Annotated in this window: 12 protein-coding genes and 1 tRNA gene; 11 read left to right on the top strand and 2 right to left on the bottom strand. The window is 51.9% G+C overall.

What is annotated here, in order from left to right; genetic code table 11:
* Positions 1–50 precede the first annotated feature (50 nt).
* The 3 genes from ilvD (at position 51) to OSH01_RS01925 (ending at position 4,091) form a co-directional block, all read left to right on the top strand.
* A complete protein-coding gene (gene ilvD / locus OSH01_RS01935) occupies positions 51–1,910 on the top strand; it encodes a dihydroxy-acid dehydratase (RefSeq protein WP_266122359.1) in 1,860 nt (619 codons plus the stop codon).
* Positions 1,911–2,039: 129 nt separating this feature from the next.
* A complete protein-coding gene (nadE, locus tag OSH01_RS01930; protein ID WP_266122358.1) occupies positions 2,040–2,867 on the top strand; it encodes an ammonia-dependent NAD(+) synthetase in 828 nt (275 codons plus the stop codon).
* Positions 2,868–2,999: 132 nt separating this feature from the next.
* Complete coding sequence (locus tag OSH01_RS01925; protein WP_266122846.1) at positions 3,000–4,091, top strand: AI-2E family transporter; 1,092 nt, start codon at positions 3,000–3,002, stop codon at positions 4,089–4,091.
* Positions 4,092–4,255: 164 nt separating this feature from the next.
* Here OSH01_RS01925 and OSH01_RS01920 read toward each other — a convergent pair whose 3' ends face one another.
* The gene (locus OSH01_RS01920) at positions 4,256–4,441 is read right to left on the bottom strand and encodes a YgaP family membrane protein (protein ID WP_266122357.1); all 186 of its coding nucleotides are present in this window, start codon (positions 4,439–4,441) and stop codon (positions 4,256–4,258) included.
* A gap of 216 nt (positions 4,442–4,657) precedes the next feature.
* Here OSH01_RS01920 and OSH01_RS01915 point away from each other — a divergent pair.
* The 6 genes from OSH01_RS01915 to OSH01_RS01890 all read left to right on the top strand — a co-directional run bounded on the left by OSH01_RS01915 (position 4,658) and on the right by OSH01_RS01890 (position 14,758).
* Positions 4,658–4,742: transfer RNA gene (locus tag OSH01_RS01915), tRNA-Leu, on the top strand.
* 418 nt (positions 4,743–5,160) lie between these two features.
* Positions 5,161–5,409 carry a hypothetical protein gene (locus OSH01_RS01910; RefSeq protein WP_266122356.1) on the top strand — a complete coding sequence of 83 codons (249 nt, stop codon included), beginning with the start codon at positions 5,161–5,163 and terminating at the stop codon, positions 5,407–5,409.
* Between the two features lie 669 nt (positions 5,410–6,078).
* Positions 6,079–6,468, top strand: coding sequence for a nucleotide pyrophosphohydrolase (locus OSH01_RS01905; RefSeq protein ID WP_266122355.1), 390 nt, complete (start codon positions 6,079–6,081; stop codon positions 6,466–6,468).
* Positions 6,469–6,495: 27 nt separating this feature from the next.
* A complete protein-coding gene (locus tag OSH01_RS01900; RefSeq protein ID WP_266122354.1) occupies positions 6,496–8,358 on the top strand; it encodes a DUF2075 domain-containing protein in 1,863 nt (620 codons plus the stop codon).
* A 203-nt stretch (positions 8,359–8,561) separates the two neighbouring features.
* Complete coding sequence (locus OSH01_RS01895) at positions 8,562–9,248, top strand: DUF3617 domain-containing protein (protein WP_266122353.1); 687 nt, start codon at positions 8,562–8,564, stop codon at positions 9,246–9,248.
* A 35-nt stretch (positions 9,249–9,283) separates the two neighbouring features.
* On the top strand, positions 9,284–14,758 hold the full coding sequence (locus OSH01_RS01890; protein WP_266122352.1) for a VWA domain-containing protein: 5,475 nt from the start codon (positions 9,284–9,286) through the stop codon (positions 14,756–14,758).
* Between the two features lie 105 nt (positions 14,759–14,863).
* On the opposite strand, the gene OSH01_RS01885 is transcribed toward OSH01_RS01890, so the two are convergent.
* Entirely contained in the window at positions 14,864–17,287 is a 2,424-nt protein-coding gene (locus OSH01_RS01885; protein ID WP_266122351.1) for a hypothetical protein, read from the bottom strand.
* Positions 17,288–17,584: 297 nt separating this feature from the next.
* Between OSH01_RS01885 and OSH01_RS01880 the strand changes: the two genes are divergently transcribed.
* Together OSH01_RS01880 and OSH01_RS01875 are read left to right on the top strand one after the other, a co-directional pair.
* A complete protein-coding gene (locus OSH01_RS01880; RefSeq protein ID WP_266122350.1) occupies positions 17,585–18,532 on the top strand; it encodes a hypothetical protein in 948 nt (315 codons plus the stop codon).
* 243 nt (positions 18,533–18,775) lie between these two features.
* Positions 18,776–19,375 (top strand): hypothetical protein, encoded by a 600-nt coding sequence (locus tag OSH01_RS01875; protein WP_266122349.1) that lies wholly within the window; start codon positions 18,776–18,778, stop codon positions 19,373–19,375.
* Positions 19,376–19,529: the final 154 nt, after the last annotated feature.

Genomic DNA, 19,529 nt, shown 5'->3' with positions numbered 1-19,529 from the left:
TACCCGATTATCATAATCGTCTTTACATCTTTTTTTGGCCAGAGATTGCAATGCCTCAGTATCGTTCTCGTACGTCCACGCATGGGCGAAATATGGCCGGCGCGCGTGCCCTGTGGCGCGCAACCGGCATGAAAGATGATGATTTCAACAAGCCTATTATCGCGGTGGTGAACTCATTTACGCAATTTGTGCCCGGTCATGTGCATTTGAAAGACATGGGGCAGTTGGTTGCGCGTCAGATTGAAGCAGCCGGTGGGGTTGCTAAAGAATTTAATACCATCGCAGTCGATGATGGTATTGCCATGGGGCACGGCGGTATGTTGTATTCGCTGCCTTCTCGCGAACTGATCGCTGATTCCGTCGAATACATGGTGAATGCACATTGTGCCGATGCCATCGTGTGCATTTCGAACTGCGATAAGATCACCCCCGGTATGCTGATGGCCGCTATGCGCTTGAACATTCCGGCGGTGTTTGTGTCCGGCGGCCCTATGGAGGCCGGTAAAGTCTATTCGCCAGACGGCAAAACCGTCGTACAAAAGTTGGACTTAATCGACGCCATGATTCAAGCCGCTGATCCTAACATCAGCGATGAGCAGGCCGCTGAGGTAGAGCGCAGCGCCTGTCCTACCTGTGGTTCGTGTTCCGGTATGTTTACCGCTAACTCCATGAACTGTTTGACTGAAGCTTTAGGCTTAGCGTTGCCAGGAAACGGTTCCATCGTTGCCACGCATAAACGTCGTCAAGGTTTATTCGAGCGTGCAGGGCACTTAATTGTGGACTTGGCTAAACGCTATTACGAGCAGGATGATGAGTCGGTGCTGCCCCGTAGTATCGCCAGTTTTAAAGCATTTGAAAACGCCATGACACTGGATGTTGCCATGGGTGGCTCCACCAATACGGTGTTGCACCTGTTAGCGGCAGCTCAAGAGGCCGAGGTGGATTTCACCATGGCCGACATTGATCGTATCTCGCGTCGTGTGCCGTGTTTGTGTAAAGTTGCACCAGCTACGCAGCAGTATCACATGGAAGATGTACACCGCGCGGGTGGCATTATGGGCATTTTGGGTGAATTAGGTCGTGCGGGTCTGCTCAATCTGGACGAGGGTAACGTTCATGCCGGAACCTTAGGCGAAGCGATACGCCGTTGGGACGTGATGGGTGAGAACGTGAAAGCGGTGAGCGATTTTTATCGTTCTTCCCCAGGTGGTATACCCACACAAGTGGCCTTTAGCCAAGATCGCTACTATGAAACACTCGACACTGATCGTGTGAATGGTTGTATTCGTGATAAGGCCCATGCTTATTCGCAAGACGGCGGGTTGGCGGTGTTGTACGGTAACGTCGCCATCAACGGATGTATCGTGAAAACCGCTGGGGTGGATGAAAGTATCCTCAAATTCACCGGTAAAGCCCGTGTGTTTGAAAGTCAGGAAGACTCGGTCAGTGCGATCTTAGATGGCGTCGTTCAAGCTGGCGACGTGGTGATTATTCGCTACGAAGGCCCTAAAGGCGGGCCAGGCATGCAGGAGATGCTCTATCCCACCTCGTACCTCAAGTCTATGGGTTTAGGTAAAAGCACCGCTTTACTAACCGACGGCCGTTTTTCCGGTGGTTCCTCGGGCTTGGTCATCGGGCATGCCTCACCCGAAGCCGCTGAAGGGGGCAACATCGGCTTGATTCAAGACGGTGATACGATAGAAATCGATATCCCTGCACGAACAATTCACCTTGCGGTAAGCGATGAAGAACTAGCGCAGCGTCGTGAGCAAATGCAAGCGCGTGGTCGTGACGCTTGGAAACCAGTAGGCCGAGAGCGTGTGGTATCACAAGCTTTGAAAGCCTATGCCGCCTTAGCCACTTCTGCAGACCGTGGTGCGGTGCGCGATATTAGCCAGCTAGATCGTTAGCGCTGGTAAGTTGATCTGCAATACCCCGACAGCGCAGTGCTGGCGGGGTGTTTTTCTTTCAGGGTTACAACTTTATTCCTGTCCGTCTTTTACAATATTGTTGTATGTCACTGTCTCTATGAGTAGCTTATGACTGAAGACCGCCTTCGTGTGCAACAAGAAATCCGCCAAGATTTAGGCGTGACCGAAGAATTTGATGTTCAGGCTGAGTTGGATAAACGCATTGCGTTTTTGCAAACAGCTATGCGCAACACGCGTTGTTTTACCCTTGTTTTAGGGGTAAGTGGCGGCGTTGACTCTTTAGTGGCGGGTTGCTTAGCGCAACGCGCAGTCGCTGGGTTGCGTGCCCAAGGGCAAGCGGCGCAATTTATTGCGGTGCGCTTGCCGTATGGTGTACAGGCCGATGAGCAAGATGCTCAAGGTGGATTACAGGTCATACAGCCCGATCAAACCCTAGTGGTGAATGTGCAGCCGGCAACTGATGCGATGTTGGTCGAATTATTACATTCAGGTTTACAGTTTCGAGATGCGGCTCATCAAGATTTTCTCGTGGGTAATATTAAAGCTCGTCAACGTATGGTGGCGCAGTACGCGATTGCTGGCGCTCACGCTGGCTTGGTCGTGGGAACGGATCACGCTGCTGAAGCCTTAATGGGCTTTTTTACTAAATACGGCGATGGTGCGGCGGATCTAATGCCCTTAGGGGGCTTAAACAAGCGTCGTGTACGAGCTTTGGGTACCGCCTTAGGGGCAAGTCATGCCTTGGTCTATAAAGTGCCCACGGCCGATCTAGAGTCTTTAACTCCCCTCAAACCAGACGAAGAGGCTTTTGGCGTAACCTACGAGCAAATTGACGACTTCCTTGAAGGTAAAGCAGTGCCCAACGAAGCGGCTGAGATTATTATTCGTACCTACTATGCGTCGGCGCATAAACGGGCGGTGCCGCCAGTTCCCTAATAGCGTCACGGTGTGAGCTAGCTTGTTTTTTAGTAGGTTTACAGGCTTGCTTGATGGTTTTTTAGTTAGGCGGGAAGGTCTGTCCCGTGCTATGGTCAAAACCTACTTCCTGACAGTTAGTTGAATCCCCCCATTATGCAGCCTGTACTTCCCGCATATTTAATTGCTCGCTGGCTACTCATACTAGTCCTGTTGGTCGGTCTTTATTTTTTGAGCGGCTTTCTCGTCCCGGTATTAGCCGCTCTCATCATAGGCTTGGCTTCATGGCCAGCTTATAAACGCTTATTAGTGCATTGCAAAGGGCGCACGGCCTTAGCGGCCAGCATTTCGTTGGTGCTCATCGTCGTCGTATTGATTGTGCCCTTGTCATTGGCGTTGTCGTTTGCCATTAAGGAAGCCAGTGGGTTTATTACTTGGGCCTTAAGTGTGAACCGTTTTGGCGCTCCCGTTCCCGAGTGGATTAAGGCCTTACCGCTGGTGGGCGAGCGCTTAGGTGAGTATTGGCGTCTTTACCTCGGTGAGCCGCACGCCCTAGGCGAACTGGTGGAAATGGTTAGTGGCCAACATTTGGGTAATATTTATCGTATGGTTTTATCTGCCACCGGTAACGTTTTCCACTTGTTGTTAACGGTTCTATTTATGCTGATCACCTTGTTCTTTATTTATAAGGACGGTGATCGATTGCTAGGTCAGCTAGATATTGTGGGCGAACGCATCTTGCCTACACGCTGGCAGCGCTTCTCGCGTGTCGTGCCGGCAACGATTAACTCTACCGTAACAGGTATGGGCTTAATTGCCTTGGGCGAGGGGGTAGTGCTAGGCATTGCTTACTGGATAGCCGGAGTCCCTTCCCCCGTATTGCTGGGTGTTATTACTGGTTTTATGGCATTGATTCCAGGCGGCGCACCCTTGTCCTTTACCTTAGTATCAATCTACTTGCTAGGCTCAGGCCAGGCCGTAGCCGGAATTGCTCTGTTCCTATGGGGCTCTATCGAGCTTTTCATTGTCGACAAGACCCTACGACCACGGCTAGTAGGCGGGCCGGTCAAACTTCCTTTTTTACCTACCTTTTTTGGCCTAGTCGGTGGTGTTCAAACCATGGGGCTGGTGGGTCTGTTTATAGGCCCTGTGCTGATGGCTTTATTAGTGGCTATTTGGCGCGAATGGATACGGAACGGGCGTAGTGTAGACGAGGAAGAGGCCGAGGCTTGGCAGAAAGAATAGAGCGATAGCAAGTCGAGGCGTTAGCATGTAAAGCAAACAAGGGCCTGTTAAACGGGCCCTTGTTGTTTTGTTTACAGCTCCCATAGTCATTGACTCTGGATTTGACCTGACAGCTCACACTGCCTTATTCGTATCGAAGCGTGTATAGATAGCTTAGTTGATCGTTACCGTTTACAACTAGAAATCCCGAGTAAAGAGTAAAGAGGGCATAGTCGAAATAACCCTGTCAGTAAGGGTATGATCCCGATCCACCCCCACCAGCCTATGGTTTGGGTAGACACCAAAATGAGCAATATCAAGCCCACAGCTATGCGCAATACTCGATCCAAACCGCCAACATTCGCCTTCATACAAACCCCTTGAAATCATCATGGTAGACAGTCAAACTAGCGTGCTTATTATCTCCCACCTATACAGTTGCTGGGCGTACTGAGCAAAGCACTAGTATTAAGCATGAGATAGCGCAAAAAAGACATAAAATATTTCCACAACGTTAAAATTTTATGTATAATAATTTTCTTTCTTACCACACCCTAGTTAAACCCAACTACGGTGTCGCTTCCCCAGCCCGGGTGGTGAAATTGGTAGACGCAGGGGACTCAAAATCCCCCGCCGCAAGGCGTGCCGGTTCGATTCCGGCCCCGGGCACCACTCAAAAATCCCTAGTGTTCACAAGCACTTAGCGCGATTCAAGCCATAGCCCCAATACTGGGGGATTTTCCTCAACGTTCGTTTCGTTACACTGACGCAGCGCAATGCGTAGCGGCATCACGTCTTATAAAACATAGACAAGAACTGTGATCTGGCTACCGGCGGCTCAATCAATGCTAAGTGACGTGCACCGCTGGTGCCATTTTGTTTATCGAGGTGAATCTTTCCCTACGCTTTGCTTGGGTAACATCTTTGGTTGCATCCCGCATCTACTCTTGCTTGACAGGTTACATGGTCTCCAGGTGCGTTAAGGGTGAAGGGGGGCACGGCGATCGGGACCGCAACCCCTACCTCAGAGGCACCCGCCGGTGAGGGTAGAGAGCCTAGTGAAGCAAAACCTCTTTGGGAAGTGGCCATCATGGATGGCAGCCAATACTGCCGCAAATCGGAAAATCTAGTGATAGCCACAAAAACAAGGCAATTTCTGCGTGAAACCTTATTTGCTGGTTTTCCCTACAAATCAAGTACGCTCATCCCTGTTCTACACGGCGTTACATTCGAAGAAGTCAAAGAGTACAGCGGAATTCTGACCGATCTTGCTGAATTTACTACAGCAAGGGACTCTATCAATGTGATTGCTGAAAAAATTGCAGCGGTAGTTCAATAGGTTCTGGACGACATCTAAATCTATTTAATAGCCAATACACAACGATGAGCGAGATCAACTACCGAACAAGCCTCAAGCTAGTACTGTACCGAAACTTAGGTACAGTACAGGTACAGTGACCAGTTTTCACCAATTCAGGTGAAATTCTCTAACTAACTGATTTGAAACTGGTTTTACCTATTTCAACCTACACTAGAATTGACTCTATTTCCCCGTGGAAACGCTGTAGATCACCGACTCAAAATCCCCCCGCAAGGCCTGCCGGTTCGATTCCGGCACCTTCAATAGCTTGTTCTAGGCAGGTTCAAGCAGCACAAGTTAATAATAAAATCTTGCGTTGCGGGTAGTTTGGAAACTTAAGCCATGAGATCTCATCGGATTTCAACAAGGCTTAAGTTTACGCGGCCTCCAATGGGTTTTCTGATTGATCTTAGAATACGCGCGCCTATTTTTCCGTTGATTAATTGACGCTTAAAACACGTTATAAACCTCGCATAAAACGCGACGAATATGTTTGGTAATCGCCGCGTGGTTTTAGATAGTCGGGATATTATTTACCGCCTTGCTACGCCTCTGTAAAAGAGTCGGTTCAGCATATAGAGCCTTCAAATACTTGCCTGGCTGTGCTACATATCGTATAAGTAGTATTACGCATATGGACTGGCACCCGTGACCAAACAAAAAGACGCTCCGCAAACAGAACCCCTTATCGACGTAGCTCCTTTAAGTCGCGCATTAGAAAAATTTGCTACAGACCGCGACTGGGCACAATTTCACTCTCCAAAGAACTTGGTTATGGCACTGACGGGAGAGGTCGGCGAGTTGACGGAAATTTTTCAATGGATGACCGAGGAGCAGTCGCACACGGCGGGCATTAACCCTGAGACAGCACAAGCGGTTAAAGAAGAGCTAGCAGACGTACAACTTTATCTTGTCCGCTTGGCGTCTGTGCTTGGAATTAACCTGAACGAGGCCGTTGAGCATAAGCTTCAAAGAAATGCCGAAAAGTATCCTGCCGACAAAGCCAGAGGTTCGAGCAAGAAATACACCGAACTCTAAGATCGGCTACTGCCAGGGAAAACAACAATGATCGTCTACGAAGCCGATAAAAAACAATTCCTACAACAGTCTGACTACGACGATATTGAAAACATCATTCTTGCGAGCTTCAGGGCAGCTACTGGTAGGCGCGTTAATGACTCAGAAATCCGATCATGGAGAGAGTCCCTACGCCATGTTGCCATGGTACTGCGCGACGATGAAATCCCCAACGAAATGGGGATTGCGGTTGAGCTACACATTCCACAATCATCGAAACGAATTGATGTCACGCTAACAGGCAGGGACGACGCTGGAAACAAGAACGCCGTCGTCATTGAGCTCAAGCAATGGGAAAAAGTCACTGCGACCGATAAAGACGCCATCGTGGTGACCTATCTGGGAAAAGGACAAAGAGAAGTCGTTCACCCTTCCTATCAGGCATGGTCATACGCCTCATTGCTCGAAGGCTTCAATGAAGCTGTATACGATGGTGGCATCTCCATCAAGCCCTGCGCCTACCTGCATAATTACGATCGCGACGGTGTGATCGATGCGCCCCACTACTCCGGATACACACTGAAAGCCCCGCTGTTTCTTAAAGGCGCACAAGAACGCCAGCAACTTCGGGATTTCATCAAGAAGCATGTCAAATATGGCGACTCTAAGGAGGTTTTGTATGAGCTTGCCAATGGCCGTATACGACCATCCAAGGCTCTAGCCGATGCCCTTAAAGGCCTTCTCACAGCCAAACCAGAGTTTGTCTTAATCGACGAACAGAAAGAAGTATTTGAAGCCGCTCAGGCATCAGCTCGGACAGCTTCACCACAGTTACCGAGAGTCGTTATTATCGAAGGAGGTCCGGGCACCGGTAAGACGGTACTAGCCATCAACCTTTTGGTGCGTCTGACTAGTGCAGGGTTGTTCGGCCAATACGTTTCGAAAAACGCGGCGCCCCGTGAGGTGTACCAATCTAGGCTGGTTGGAACCCTCACCAAGACAAAGTTTTCAAGCATGTTTACAGGCTCAGGAAGCTTTTGTAACGTAGAGCCCAATACCTACGACTTTTTGGTGGTTGATGAAGCCCATCGCTTGAACGAAAAAAGTGGTCTGTACGGAAATCTGGGAGAGAACCAGGTCAAGGAATTAATCAACGCCTCGGCATGCACACTATTCTTCATCGACGAAGACCAGCGCGTAGCACTGGCTGACATCGGTACGAAGCAGGCAATTCGCGCCTTTGCTGCCGAGAGAGGAGCACAGGTTGAAGAGTACGAACTAGCATCGCAATTTCGGTGCAGCGGCTCAGACGGTTATTTGGCATGGCTGGATAACGTACTTGACATCCGTCCGACTGCGAACCAGGAGCTTGATACAACAGCATATGATTTCCAAGTGTTCGATTCGCCACAAGCACTGCATGAGGCGATCGAGGCTAAGAACGCGCAAAATAAAGCACGAGTCGTTGCTGGCTATTGTTGGCCCTGGCTAAGTAAGAAAAACCCCAAGGCAGACGATATCGTGATTGGTGATTACCGTCGCCAGTGGAACTTGGACAAGGATGGCAGTCTCTGGATTATTGCACCGGAGTCCATTGAACAAGTAGGCTGCATCCATACTTGCCAGGGCCTGGAGGTGGATTACATCGGCGTAATAGTTGGCCCAGACCTCATCGTACGTGACGGTAAACTTATTACCGTTCCCGAAGAGCGAGACCGTCACGACAAGACGATTCGCGGATACAAGAAGCGTCTGAAAATAGATCCTGAGCAGGTACGGGCGGAGGTTGATCTACTCATCAAAAACACTTACAGGACGTTAATGACCCGAGGGATGAAGGGGTGTTATGTGTACTGTACTGATGAGGAGACCTCAGAGTATTTTTCTTTAGCCACTAGCCAATCATCGTAAGCTAACGTGCTAAAGCACAGCAGGTCTGGCGTTGTAAAAATTTGATCAGCTTAAGATTCTTTTGCGCATCTGGCTATCCATAAGGTAGCAGCTGAATGGTGCAAGCTAGCTTCCTGCGCCTCCCCGTCTGTTTAGACGGTGCGTGAATGACTCGGCTCTGATTATAGTGTCTGAGCATTGCAGCACCTACTTCAGGAGAAATCATGAGCTCGACACATACGGTTGGCGTACTAGCTTTGCTGGCAGCCCTTTTATTTGGTGGCCTTCAGAGTGCGCAGGGTCAGGAAATACCGCCGCGCAAACCCGGCTTGTGGAAGCAAACTCAGCATGAGAGCCAGAATGGCGGCTCGGAGCAGGTAGAGGTGATTTACCAATGTGCAGATCAAGCTAGTGATAAGAAGATGCATCAACTTGCAAGGGAGATGGGCTCTTGTACTGAAGAGCCATTGAAACGCAAGGGGGAAACCTTGGCCGGTCGAAGTGTCTGCAACTTGATGGGCTCAAAGGTTGCCGTGGATTACGTTATCACGGGTGACATGGATTCAGAGTATAGGGTTGAAACGCGCAGCAAGATCGAGCCCCCTTTGTTTAATCAGTCAGGTGGTCGCTCCGTGTTAGTGGCTCAGTGGCAAGGCCCGTGCAAACCGGGCCAAAATCCCGGTGACATGATCGTGCAAGGCGACGGCGGTGAAGAGACTCTTAATATGAACGCATTAACGGATGCTAAGGGGATGGAGGCAGCGAAGGAGCTGATGCAGTCGCAGGGAATAGGGCAAATGATGGAGCAGTTGCAAAAGCTGCAGGGCCCAGGGTCTGGCGAGGCAGTCGACATGCAAGCAATCCACAACATGCTGGAACAGCTAGGTCAACAACAAAAGCCACAGAAGTAATGTGGGGTAGCCGCCGTGCAGGCAAGGTGAAAGTGATGAAGAACTGGCTTCGAAACTACTGCCGAGTGGGTCTGGCTTCGATCTTCCTTGCAGGTACGCACTTATTAGGTGTTGCTCAGCCTATCGTTCACGATGTCGAGCCTAACGACACCCCCGACACATTCCAGCCGATTTCAGGTGATGTCAAGATTATGGGGCTTATGCCATCGGGGGACCAAGACGGATTCTTGTGGACGGTCGAAGAGGAACAAAGCTTGCTGCCTTGGACATTCACGCTTCAAGGCATTCCTGGCGCGTTGACAATGGTTGATGTATTGCAATTGCAGTATGCTGAAGACGGCCAAACCCTCACAGGCACCAAAAAACTCTTTATGCTCGGGTCGCGTGACGGTTCGCGACCTATTACCCAGTCTGGCTTATTGTTTGAGCCCGGCGAGTATGTGCTGGGATTTGCTCGTGCTGGTGGCGATGGTACGCGCCCGCCGTTGGTCTCCGGTGCCTTTGCCACAATGGGTGAAGCCTTTGTGGGAAAGCCAGAAGAGGTACAGCCTAACCCTGTAAGTGGCCTGTCACCCGATGAAAATGAGTCGGCCCACGCACCAAACTTACTTGAGGAGCAGCCGCTGCACGCCAACGGCTATCGGTTGAACATTACTCAGGCAAGAGCTTTACGCTTAAATCGTGCTGGCTCGACCGATCCCACACGCGAAGCCCCCTTGAGTGTTCGACTTAACAGCCCCGAGGCCTGGCTGGCACCCGCGAAAATCAGTTGGTATCGTTTCAAACTTAACGAAGCAGATGCGCAGCAACGATGGAACATTTCTATCGGCACCCCCCTTGGGCAAGTTCTTAAGGCTAGTCTGGAAGACGCTGCTGGGAAGCAACTGGCTTTTGTCAGCGTAAATGCCTTGGGTCAGGCTGAGCTTGCTGATTTGAGTCTCCCTGAAGGCGAGTATCTTTTACGGCTCGAAGGTGAGCTAGACGTCTTGCAGCTTATTGCTGTAACAGCAGCCGGTCTGAAGGTAAAAGGGGAAGAAGCCGAGCCCAACGATAAATGGAGTTCAGCCAACAAAGTGGATCTGTTCGAGGGAGTAAGCGGGCGCTTCCAGGTGGATCGTGACGAAGATGTTTATCGCTTCGAGTTATCTGAGGAGCAGGCAGATCAGCGCTTAGCCTTACGCTTGGACACCAATATTGCAGAACCTTATACCGTCTGTCTGCTTGATGACGCAGGCGCCAATATCCAGTGTCGCGAGCCTAATGGTGACTGGCTCATGGAGGGCATCGCATTGGAAGCTGGACGCTATGGTGTCAAGCTCTTGCGTGGCAAAACGGGTATGCAGTATCGCCTAAGCTTGCAAGGCGATGGCAAACATGACCACAACGTAGAGGCAGAGCCCAACGATGATTTGAATTGGGCCACGACTATCAAGCTTGGTAAGCGCCTGCGCGGTGAGTTTGACGCCAGCAACGATCACGACTTCTATCGCGTGGATGTCGAGGGAACCCCTCAGATGTGGCGCTTCCAGGTCAATGGCGACACGATTAAGGAAATGTCGTATTACGACGGCCGCGGTCGTCGCTTGCAGACCACGCACGCTAATAGTCACGCTAAACGTCTCATGCTGGATCGTTTGTATCTCGTCCCTGGGACACATTACATTTCTGTTCGTGGCAGCGATAAGGGCGACTACGTACTATTGACTCGTGCTCAAGGCATGCCCGATCCGAATGCGGAAAGCGAACCCAATGATAGCGAGCAAAACATGCTGGGGCTCAGAACCGGCCAGACACGTACGGGGGGCTTTCATGATGCCAAAGACAAGGACATGTATTACTTTCAGCTTGCTAACTACGAGCATATACGTTTGACGCTTAAGGCGCCGCTGGATGCGGACGTAAAAATGCGTGCCGTGTTGGCGTGGGAAAACAGTGTCTTGAAAGAACTGGATCTGGGCGGTAAAGAAGAAGTTAGTTTGCAGGGAGTATATCCCCCAGGTAGTTATGTCCTGACCTTGTTCACTAACCAGCCTACAGAAGACCAATATCAGCTAAGTTTGCAGCGCCTGCCCCGATATAGTTGTGATGTGGACTGTGAGCCCAATCATAATGCCGCATTTAGCAACTCTTTGCCGATCGACGGATATATCAATGGGCGTGCTGACCCGACGTTGCGGGGAGATATCGATTGGTATCGCCTGCCGGTTCAAGATCAAGCGACGGACTGGCATTTTGAAACGACGTCTCCAGCCCAACTGGCCATACATATTGAACAAGACGATAAAGAGCATCGCTTAAAGCGAGAGTCGTCCGAGCAGCCCTATCGCTTCAGTGTCCCTGCGGGCGAACAGGGCTATTTGGTCGTGAAGACAAATGCAGACTATCAGATTCAGGCGCGGCCTGATGGAGGCGGGCTGAGTCAACCGCCCTTAGTTGAACTGGATGAGGTGTCGATGTCCTTGCATTTACCTGTGAACCAGTTTGCCGCCTACGCACAGTTAGGGCAACACGTTGCAGGCACGATCCGGCTACAGAACGCAGGCTCCCAAGACGTCACCTTGAACGTAGATGTCGTCGCTAGCGACCTTAACTGGCAAGTGACCCCTGAAGAGAGCATGGTTGAGCTGCCGAAAGGCGAAAGCCGGGAGATTGCGCTCAACATACGCGCGCCGGCCGATCTACGTGCTATACCGACACAAGTCAGTGCCCGTGCTGCGCATGCGTCCGGTGCGTTCATCGCTGCAGAGATCGCAATCGACGTAATGTCCGACGCGGCACATGTTGGGCCTGAGGCGCACTGGAGCGTGCCCTTGGCCGTGCGAGGTGGTCTGAACTTGGCGGCTGCTTCGCTAGGGGGCAAGGTTCTTGCCGGAGAGCAAAGCAAACTTTACCGTAATGTAGACAGCCTGATTGACGGCATGCACGGAACAGCCCACGATTTCGAGTGGCGTCAGCAGTCTTTGCCCTATACGGCTAGTGTTACGGTTCAGTTAGCCGGAGACGGAACACAAGCCATTGCTGGCTTCGGCCTGAATGCGCACAGTCATGTGGTCATGCATAGAGCGCCGCAACATTTCAGCGTGGAGCTATCTGATGATGGCAATCGCTTCGAGACCGTGTTACGAGGAATACTTGAGCCGATAAGGCACACTCAATACTTCGTGATGGAGACGCAGCGTCCCGCGCGGTACGCTCGGCTCATTGTTCATCAAAATTACAATGGCGACTGGGGGGGCAACACGGCGATTGGTGAATGGCAAGTTATCGCCAAGCCCGGCACAACAGTGGACGAGCAGCCCTTCAACCTAGCCGCACCGCGCCATGGGGGGCACGTCGTACATGCTCAACCCACCGCAGGACGCAATCCATCTTGGATCGACCCAGAAGTCAAAACGCATTCCGGAGGGGGAGTTGTTGATGTCAGCCCCAAGCAGCAAGCATATTGGGTCCTTGGCTTTCGAGACAACCGTGCCGCTCGAGTCGATCGTATCGTGTGGGAAAAGGCTCGTGAAGATAAAAGAGAGTCATTCGACGATATCGACGTACAGATCAGTTTGCAAGGCCCAGTCGGACCGTGGACGTCCGTTGGGCGGATTCAGCCCAATGTGGATCAAGACGTCGAATTGCAACTGCCCGAACCGGTATGGGCACGGTTTATTCGCTTTGAGTTGCTGCCGGTCGCCGATACCCGCCGACGCGTTGCTGCGCCGAAATCCGTGCAGGTCTATGAAGCACAAACCAACGAGCAACACCTTACTACTCTGGGCGTATGGGGTGGAGGGCCGGAAGCAATTTATGAGTCGCTCTATCCCGACCCCATTACTACCGACATAGCCTCAAGCCCATCGTATGGCAGGCGTGAGACACCCAAAACACTAGAGCTAGGGCATCCGGTTGAAGCAAGAGTGCAACTCGCTGTCCAAGAGCATTGGTATCGAGTGCGTGTCCCTGAGGGCAATAACCAGCTTGATCTTCATCTTTCTGATCCTCATTACCTTAAGGCGGCCTTGTCAGTGGAAACACCCGACGGGGAGCCGGTGGCCCTGGTGGCAGAACAAGCGCAGGGTAACCAGCGACACTGGATAGTATCGGCAGAACCGGGCTCAGAGTTATTAGTCAAAGTTTTTGAGCCACCCCGTAACGTTATTTTTGCCTGGGACACAAGTGGTAGTGTCAGGGCCTACCGCGAGCAAATCCGCAATGCAATGAGTGAATATGCTCGCGGTTTAGTACCTGGACGCGATATGGCCAACCTATTGCCTTTCGGCGGAGCATTACAGTTACAGCAGTGGAACAGCGATCCCTATTTGATGCTGCAGGCGCTCAATGAGCACACTGATACGGATTCCAGCAGCGCCGAAAGTACGCTTCACACGGCGAGCCAGGCGTTGGCTAAACGTAGCGGAAGTCGAGCCGTGATCTTGATTACGGACGCCGAAACGCCTACTGACCCGACTTTGTGGCCAGCATTAGAGCAAGGGCAACCGCAAGTTATTGCTTTAGGGCTGGGCGCTGCACAAAGAAGCATCCATGGGAATTCGAAGCTTGAAAAGCAACTGATGCTGAACTGGTCATTGGTCAACGGGGGGTACTACAGTAAAGTCCACGATATTAATGACATGGCTCATGCATTTGAGAGAACCTCGGTGTTGTTGCGCCAACCTGCGAGCTATCGCCTGCAGGTTGATGCGACGTTCGTGGAGCCACCAGCGCACGGCACCTTAAGCGTGGTTGCTGCGTCAGTGCCTAAGAGTCCCAAGCAGACTGCCCGTCCCGGTCCGGCGACGGCTATTATTTTGGATGCTTCGGGGTCCATGTTGCAGCGCCTGGGGGGCGAGCGTCGTATCGAAATCGCCAAGCGCGGTCTATTGCAGGCGGTATCGCAGAAAATCCCACCTGGTACACCTGTGTCATTAAGAGTATTCGGACACAAAGAGGCGGGCAGTTGCCGCAGCGACCTTGAGTTGCCATTGAAACCGCTCGATATTGGCGCCGCGCGCCAAATCATCAGCTCAATTCAGGCCCGAAACCTCGCTCGAACGCCCATCGCCGACTCCTTGGCGTTGGTTCGGCAGGATCTGGCTCAGGCAAAAGGGCCGCGCACCATCGTATTGGTCACCGACGGTGAGGAAACCTGTGAAGGTGACCCCGAGGCGGTAATTCGTGAGTTAATTAGCGAGGGGTTTGATGTGAGGTTGAACATCATTGGTTTTGCTCTCGATGACCCTGATTTGGAGCAGACTTTCGGTAAATGGGCGCGTTTGGGTGGTGGTGAGTATTTCAGTGCTACAGATAAACAGAGTTTTGATCTTGCCGTTGCGAAGGCATTACAGGTTGCCTACACGGTCATTGACGCAAGCGGCACGGCGATTGCGCATGGCAATATGGGCGGTGATCCGGTTGCCTTACCTCCGGGGAACTATCAAGTCAGAGTAGGGCTTACGCCTGAAGTGGTGTTAGACGCTGTGCAGGTGAAACCGGAAGAGGCCACTGTTGCTGAAGTCCATTGAGTAAAGCGGGCAGGGCCGGTGGGGCACAGCCCGCCGACCGCTACAGGTCCGCGCGATTGAGTATAGCCGGGCCGAGTTAAGGCATGGTGGTACACATGCCCAGCCTTAACTACGGAAGCAACTTGGAAGAGAAACGGGAAGGTTACTGGTGGCAGGATGTGTGGCTAGCGTCCCGACTACACCAACACCCGAAAAAAGAGCCCCCCATATTGTTGGACCTAACGCGGCCCCCGCGGCACCGGCACCGGTAACGATGCCAGAAACAACCATCGCGGTTCCAAGACACTCTGCGAAGCTGCACGAGTTATCGGAGCCATAGCAAAGGGCCGTGCCAGCAATCGCTGAGGTACTGAAAGCCGAAACAGTGAGAGCATGCTGGTACTCTGACAGTGCTTGACCACGCCCATCAAGAGCTCTACCCAAGGTTTCACCCGTTTGCGGTTGAATGCGCCACCAAACCATGGGAACATCGGCAGCAGGGGCCTCAGCCAGCACGACGTACCCTCTACTTAAGTCCTGCTCCAACGCAATACGGGTTGGCTCGTCTACGGCGGTAGTGAGTAAGGTCGTAGCATCTGTCGGTGTTTTCAGTAGAAGGGGTGTTTTTGTCCCTTCCGTTTGATACATGCGATTAGCGGAGATAAACTTGGTAGACGGGCTGGAGTGCCAAAAAGACTCACGTGCCTGCAACTCTACTTGTTCGACGATGGTATCCCACACGCCTAATCGTATCGCCTCGGTCGGATCGAACTGCACCCGGGATGCACCAACATATAGCACCGTACGGCGATTGTGCAGAATATCTACGTCCGCAAAGCTGACTGGACCGTTTGGAGTGGTACGCAGCCCATGGCGTGTTACGACGATGGAGGGCTCGGCACGATACGCTAAGTACAGGTTCTGATCAGAATGAACTCCCGCATCAAACTGACTCAGGTATGCCAGTTCAGGGAAGCCTGACCACTCAGGTGGGGTAGCGGGTCGATTGGCTGGCGAGTCATCGACCGTGCCATTTTTGGATTGCAGCGCCCAGCGCAGAATAGGCTCAAAGGATTGCATCCGAGATAACTCCATATCCAGGAGATAGCTAGCGGGATATTCAGACGTCGCCACACCGATACCATGCGGGGTCGCTAGTTCCCACAGCACCGTGTTCGGGGCAGGCGACACCGTTTCGGGCATTAGCCAAAGTGTGCGCTCATCGACACGCTCGGTTCCATTTGGATGAATGCTGGTGTATTCCAGCCAAACGCGTCGCAAACTGAGCGCTGTCAGCGTTACTTCATCATTCTTGGTTTTGCCAAAGCTTAACCCCGCCAGCGCATCGGCAGCGGCCAAGGTTTGGTCGCCGACAGTGCGGAACAACTCTGCTGCCCCCATGCCATCCATTGCGAGCGTACTCAATGGAATAGTTCTGCCTCGGAGGTCGAACACCAGTGCGCCCGGCGCAGGCGCATCATTTAGCGTGGGCAAAAGGAAAGTTGTACTGGCTTCAATCATGCTTAAGTCATTCAGATCCTGCAATGAGCGAAAGCCGTTGGGCCTGTTGGCAAAAGTCAGACGTTTTCCGGTCAAATTGGCCACGGGTCGTTCCCACGGGTCCATCAAGTCAATGGTTTCGGGCTTGCCGCTAACTAGCCGCTCGAGTCGAACCCTAAGCCGCAGGCGATGCTGCATGGACTCGGGAATGTGGTCAGAGAAGTATTCTGTGGCTGGCAAGGTCTCTGCATTAAAAACGTCGCCAGAAGCGACCACATGCACTCGCTGCCACGGGGCGGCTGCCCCATCTTTAAACTCCACCCAGAAGTAGTCAGTAGATTGCCGCGCCAACTCTGCTTCGGCGTCATGCCGTGCCAGAGCAGCACCGGCTTTATTGCCAAGCTGCGCCATGAGATAGTCGCGGCCAGCCACAGCGCTTGTCCATATAGGGAGTTCTTGCGCCTTAGGGGTGGGCTGGAGTGCTTGCATGACGCTTTGTGCCTGCGGGCCTTGCAAGCCGGCAGCGCGCACGAGCTTTTGCAGTGAAGGCTCGAGATCAGACAAGCTGTTTTCGGCGCCGTATACTGTTTGGCCGCGCAGCGAGCGGACAAGCATGGAAGCTTGTTCGTGATCAAGCGTGCCACGAGCCAGACGCGCCTCAAGGCCTGCTTCTTTAAGTAGTAGGGCAAGCAAAAGCGATTGATCAAGCGTATTGCCCGCACGGCCCATCAAGGTGCCTTGGGCACCACGCAACAAGCCTTCGTAGGGTTGGAAGTGTATTTCATCGCGCACGAAGTCAATAATTGCTTCCGGATCGTAATCCAGCGATTCTATTAAGGCTTCAATATCGAACTGTGTTTTATCTAGGGCTTGACGAATGTCGGCAACGGCAGCTAGGGCCTGGGTCAGGCGCTGTTCTGCGGGCGCCTGGTCGTTTAACTTTTGGTTGAGTCCTTGCGCATTTGCAGCATAGTTGCCTACAGGTGGCACTAGACCAATCCCTAAGCACAATGCCATCATCGCCAAGGTCATACGTGTGATCATCGACATTTATAAGAGCCCTTTCTGGACAGAACGAAAAACCCTAGCATTTTCCGGCCTATAGAACCGCTTATTATATTTCTCATTGGGGTGCATCACACCGTCTAGATGAACGGGCACCTGCACATCATTGGACCATCCCGTCTGTTCAGACGGTTATTTCCCGTCTCAGTTCACGTACTATCAACCAATAGGTCTAGGTAAGCCGAGGATCTGACATGAACCAAAGAATCTTTGGAACGGCAAGGGCCTTGGACACTCAAGACAATATTTTGCAGACTCATATCAGCGTAAGGAAATACAACGATGAAAGCTCGAGTTATTGCGGGTGCAGCAGCTTTATCGCTGCTAGGCGGTCAAGCACTCTCCAACAACATCCATCAACAGGCCCTTGTTAAGCTGGAGACCAACGCACTGGCTTTTAGTCGAGCGCCAAAGTTTCAGCCCGTTGCCCCTGAATCGTTGACTGGTGAGCATTACTATTCAAAGAAAAATTTCCCTGGAGCCCAAGAGTCTGTGTCGCTCCGATTACCGGACGCAGAGGTGGATCCCTTGACCAAGTCTATTCTTGTTGTCGATGCTAACGAGACTCCTTTGCCACATGTACGCTACCATGTTGAGTACAGCATGGACGTACCAGTTGACGTGCCTGAGCTGCAGCAAGCCTACGTGCAAATTACACGCTATAACGTCGGGCCGACGCGACTTGATGCTGTGCGGGCGACCGTTCCAGACGGTGTCGCGGTGGGGGCGACGGAGTTTGGTGTGGGGCCTCATGTGGCTTGGCGCTTTGTTTTTGCGCCAGTCATGGGGATGAGAGCGGATATCTTGCACGCTGGCCGAGCCGAAGTTCTTCATGCACAAGCGCAAGCGGCTGACTGTTTGGGCGCGTCTTGTCTCTCACTTGAGGATCCAACGGGGCCAGCACAAGGCTGGCAGGCATTCACAGCACCCGTATCCGAAACGCCCACCTACGCTAGCGTGAAGGAGTATGGCGTTGCAACGGCGGCATTCACCATGCAGGAGCTTTGGGAAAACATCACAGCCGACGGCATGGACCCTTTGCAGTACTTGCCCGAACAGCCCCATTTTGAGGTGGTGGTTTCAGTGAATGTGGCGGGCCAAGAGGCGGGAACGAGCGGACTCGTCAAACAGGCCGTTGTTATGGATGACACAGTAGCTGAAATTTGGACGCGGCGTCTGGACATAGCGGAAATACCTGCAGAGCTTTCAAGGCTGCAGGTAAAGCGTTGAGCCATTGACTGAAACACTAGTGCTTCATTGAGTCGTGCGGCATACTCGGTGCCCCTGCGTCTAGGTGTTGCAATATTCTAAAAAGTGGTACTGTTTTTGACATTCATAAATCTGTCATAAATGATGGGGATACTGCCTACGTAACGTGTCTCTCTACATCGAGTGTCTGCAGTGGCCTATTTTGTTTCTGTTGTGCTGTACTTTTTAATTCAGTACCGATTAGTTAGCTTTTTCAGCTTTATCTTGATAGTTGTTCTGCTGACCGTTTACTTGTCCAAGAAATATAAGCGCTTTTCTATACCGCTTTTCGTGGTGCCTGCTAGCTTATTGGGTATGGCTTTTCTGTTTTTTGGCCCGATGCTCAATGCAGCCTTTTTAAATCAGTTTGGGAGCACCGCTTCCGCCGTTATTACGTCGTCTAGGCAGACCAGCTCGCGCCTTAATGAGCAATATATATGGGCGTACGAAGTGCTTGTACAGACAGCGCAGGGTGAGGATGTCATCAGCGGCTTCGACACCATGTCTGCCAGCATATGGCCGCTTCGTAATCAAATTTTGATCCCTCCTGAGGGGGAACGTTTCATTGTGAAGCATATCGCCTCTTTCCCAAAAAACCTCGTTATTCTCAGTGATGAGTCCGAGTACGGCCGACGGCGTTTGCTACGGGAAGAAATCGGACCCATAGATCAAGCACGTCAGCGCTATAAAGCTAGCCCTAGCAATGCAGAGTTCAAAGAACAGTACATAGAGTTGCTGCGGCAGTTTATTACTCGGCACGAAGGCGGCCAAGATTTACTGACTATCCAGAGCTTTAAGAAAGAGTTGAAGCAACTTGAGCAGTAATGGCGCCACTCACATCACGATGACACGTACCTGTGTGCCTGCATGAGAAACGGCACCGTTGTAATCAGTCAAGACGTTTATTGGCGCTTAAAGATAAGCCCCTTTCATCTGCTCTTTGTCTGCTAATCGCGCACTGACAGACTATATATGCTTT

The organism is Alcaligenes endophyticus (genome assembly GCF_026344035.1).
Taxonomy (GTDB): Bacteria; Pseudomonadota; Gammaproteobacteria; order Burkholderiales; family Burkholderiaceae_B; genus Alcaligenes; species Alcaligenes endophyticus.
This window is presented reverse-complemented; position numbering and strand designations above follow the sequence as displayed.

Excerpts from the sequence above, each read along its gene's own strand:
- ilvD (WP_266122359.1), top strand. The coding sequence starts at position 51 with ATGCCTCAGTATCGTTCTCGTACGTCCACGCATGGGCGAAATATGGCC.
- nadE (WP_266122358.1), top strand. The coding sequence starts at position 2,040 with ATGACTGAAGACCGCCTTCGTGTGCAACAAGAAATCCGCCAAGATTTA.
- OSH01_RS01920 (WP_266122357.1), bottom strand. The coding sequence starts at position 4,441 with ATGAAGGCGAATGTTGGCGGTTTGGATCGAGTATTGCGCATAGCTGTG.
- OSH01_RS01910 (WP_266122356.1), top strand. The coding sequence starts at position 5,161 with ATGGATGGCAGCCAATACTGCCGCAAATCGGAAAATCTAGTGATAGCC.
- OSH01_RS01900 (WP_266122354.1), top strand. The coding sequence starts at position 6,496 with ATGATCGTCTACGAAGCCGATAAAAAACAATTCCTACAACAGTCTGAC.
- OSH01_RS01895 (WP_266122353.1), top strand. The coding sequence starts at position 8,562 with ATGAGCTCGACACATACGGTTGGCGTACTAGCTTTGCTGGCAGCCCTT.
- OSH01_RS01890 (WP_266122352.1), top strand. The coding sequence starts at position 9,284 with ATGAAGAACTGGCTTCGAAACTACTGCCGAGTGGGTCTGGCTTCGATC.
- OSH01_RS01885 (WP_266122351.1), bottom strand. The coding sequence starts at position 17,287 with ATGTCGATGATCACACGTATGACCTTGGCGATGATGGCATTGTGCTTA.
- OSH01_RS01880 (WP_266122350.1), top strand. The coding sequence starts at position 17,585 with ATGAAAGCTCGAGTTATTGCGGGTGCAGCAGCTTTATCGCTGCTAGGC.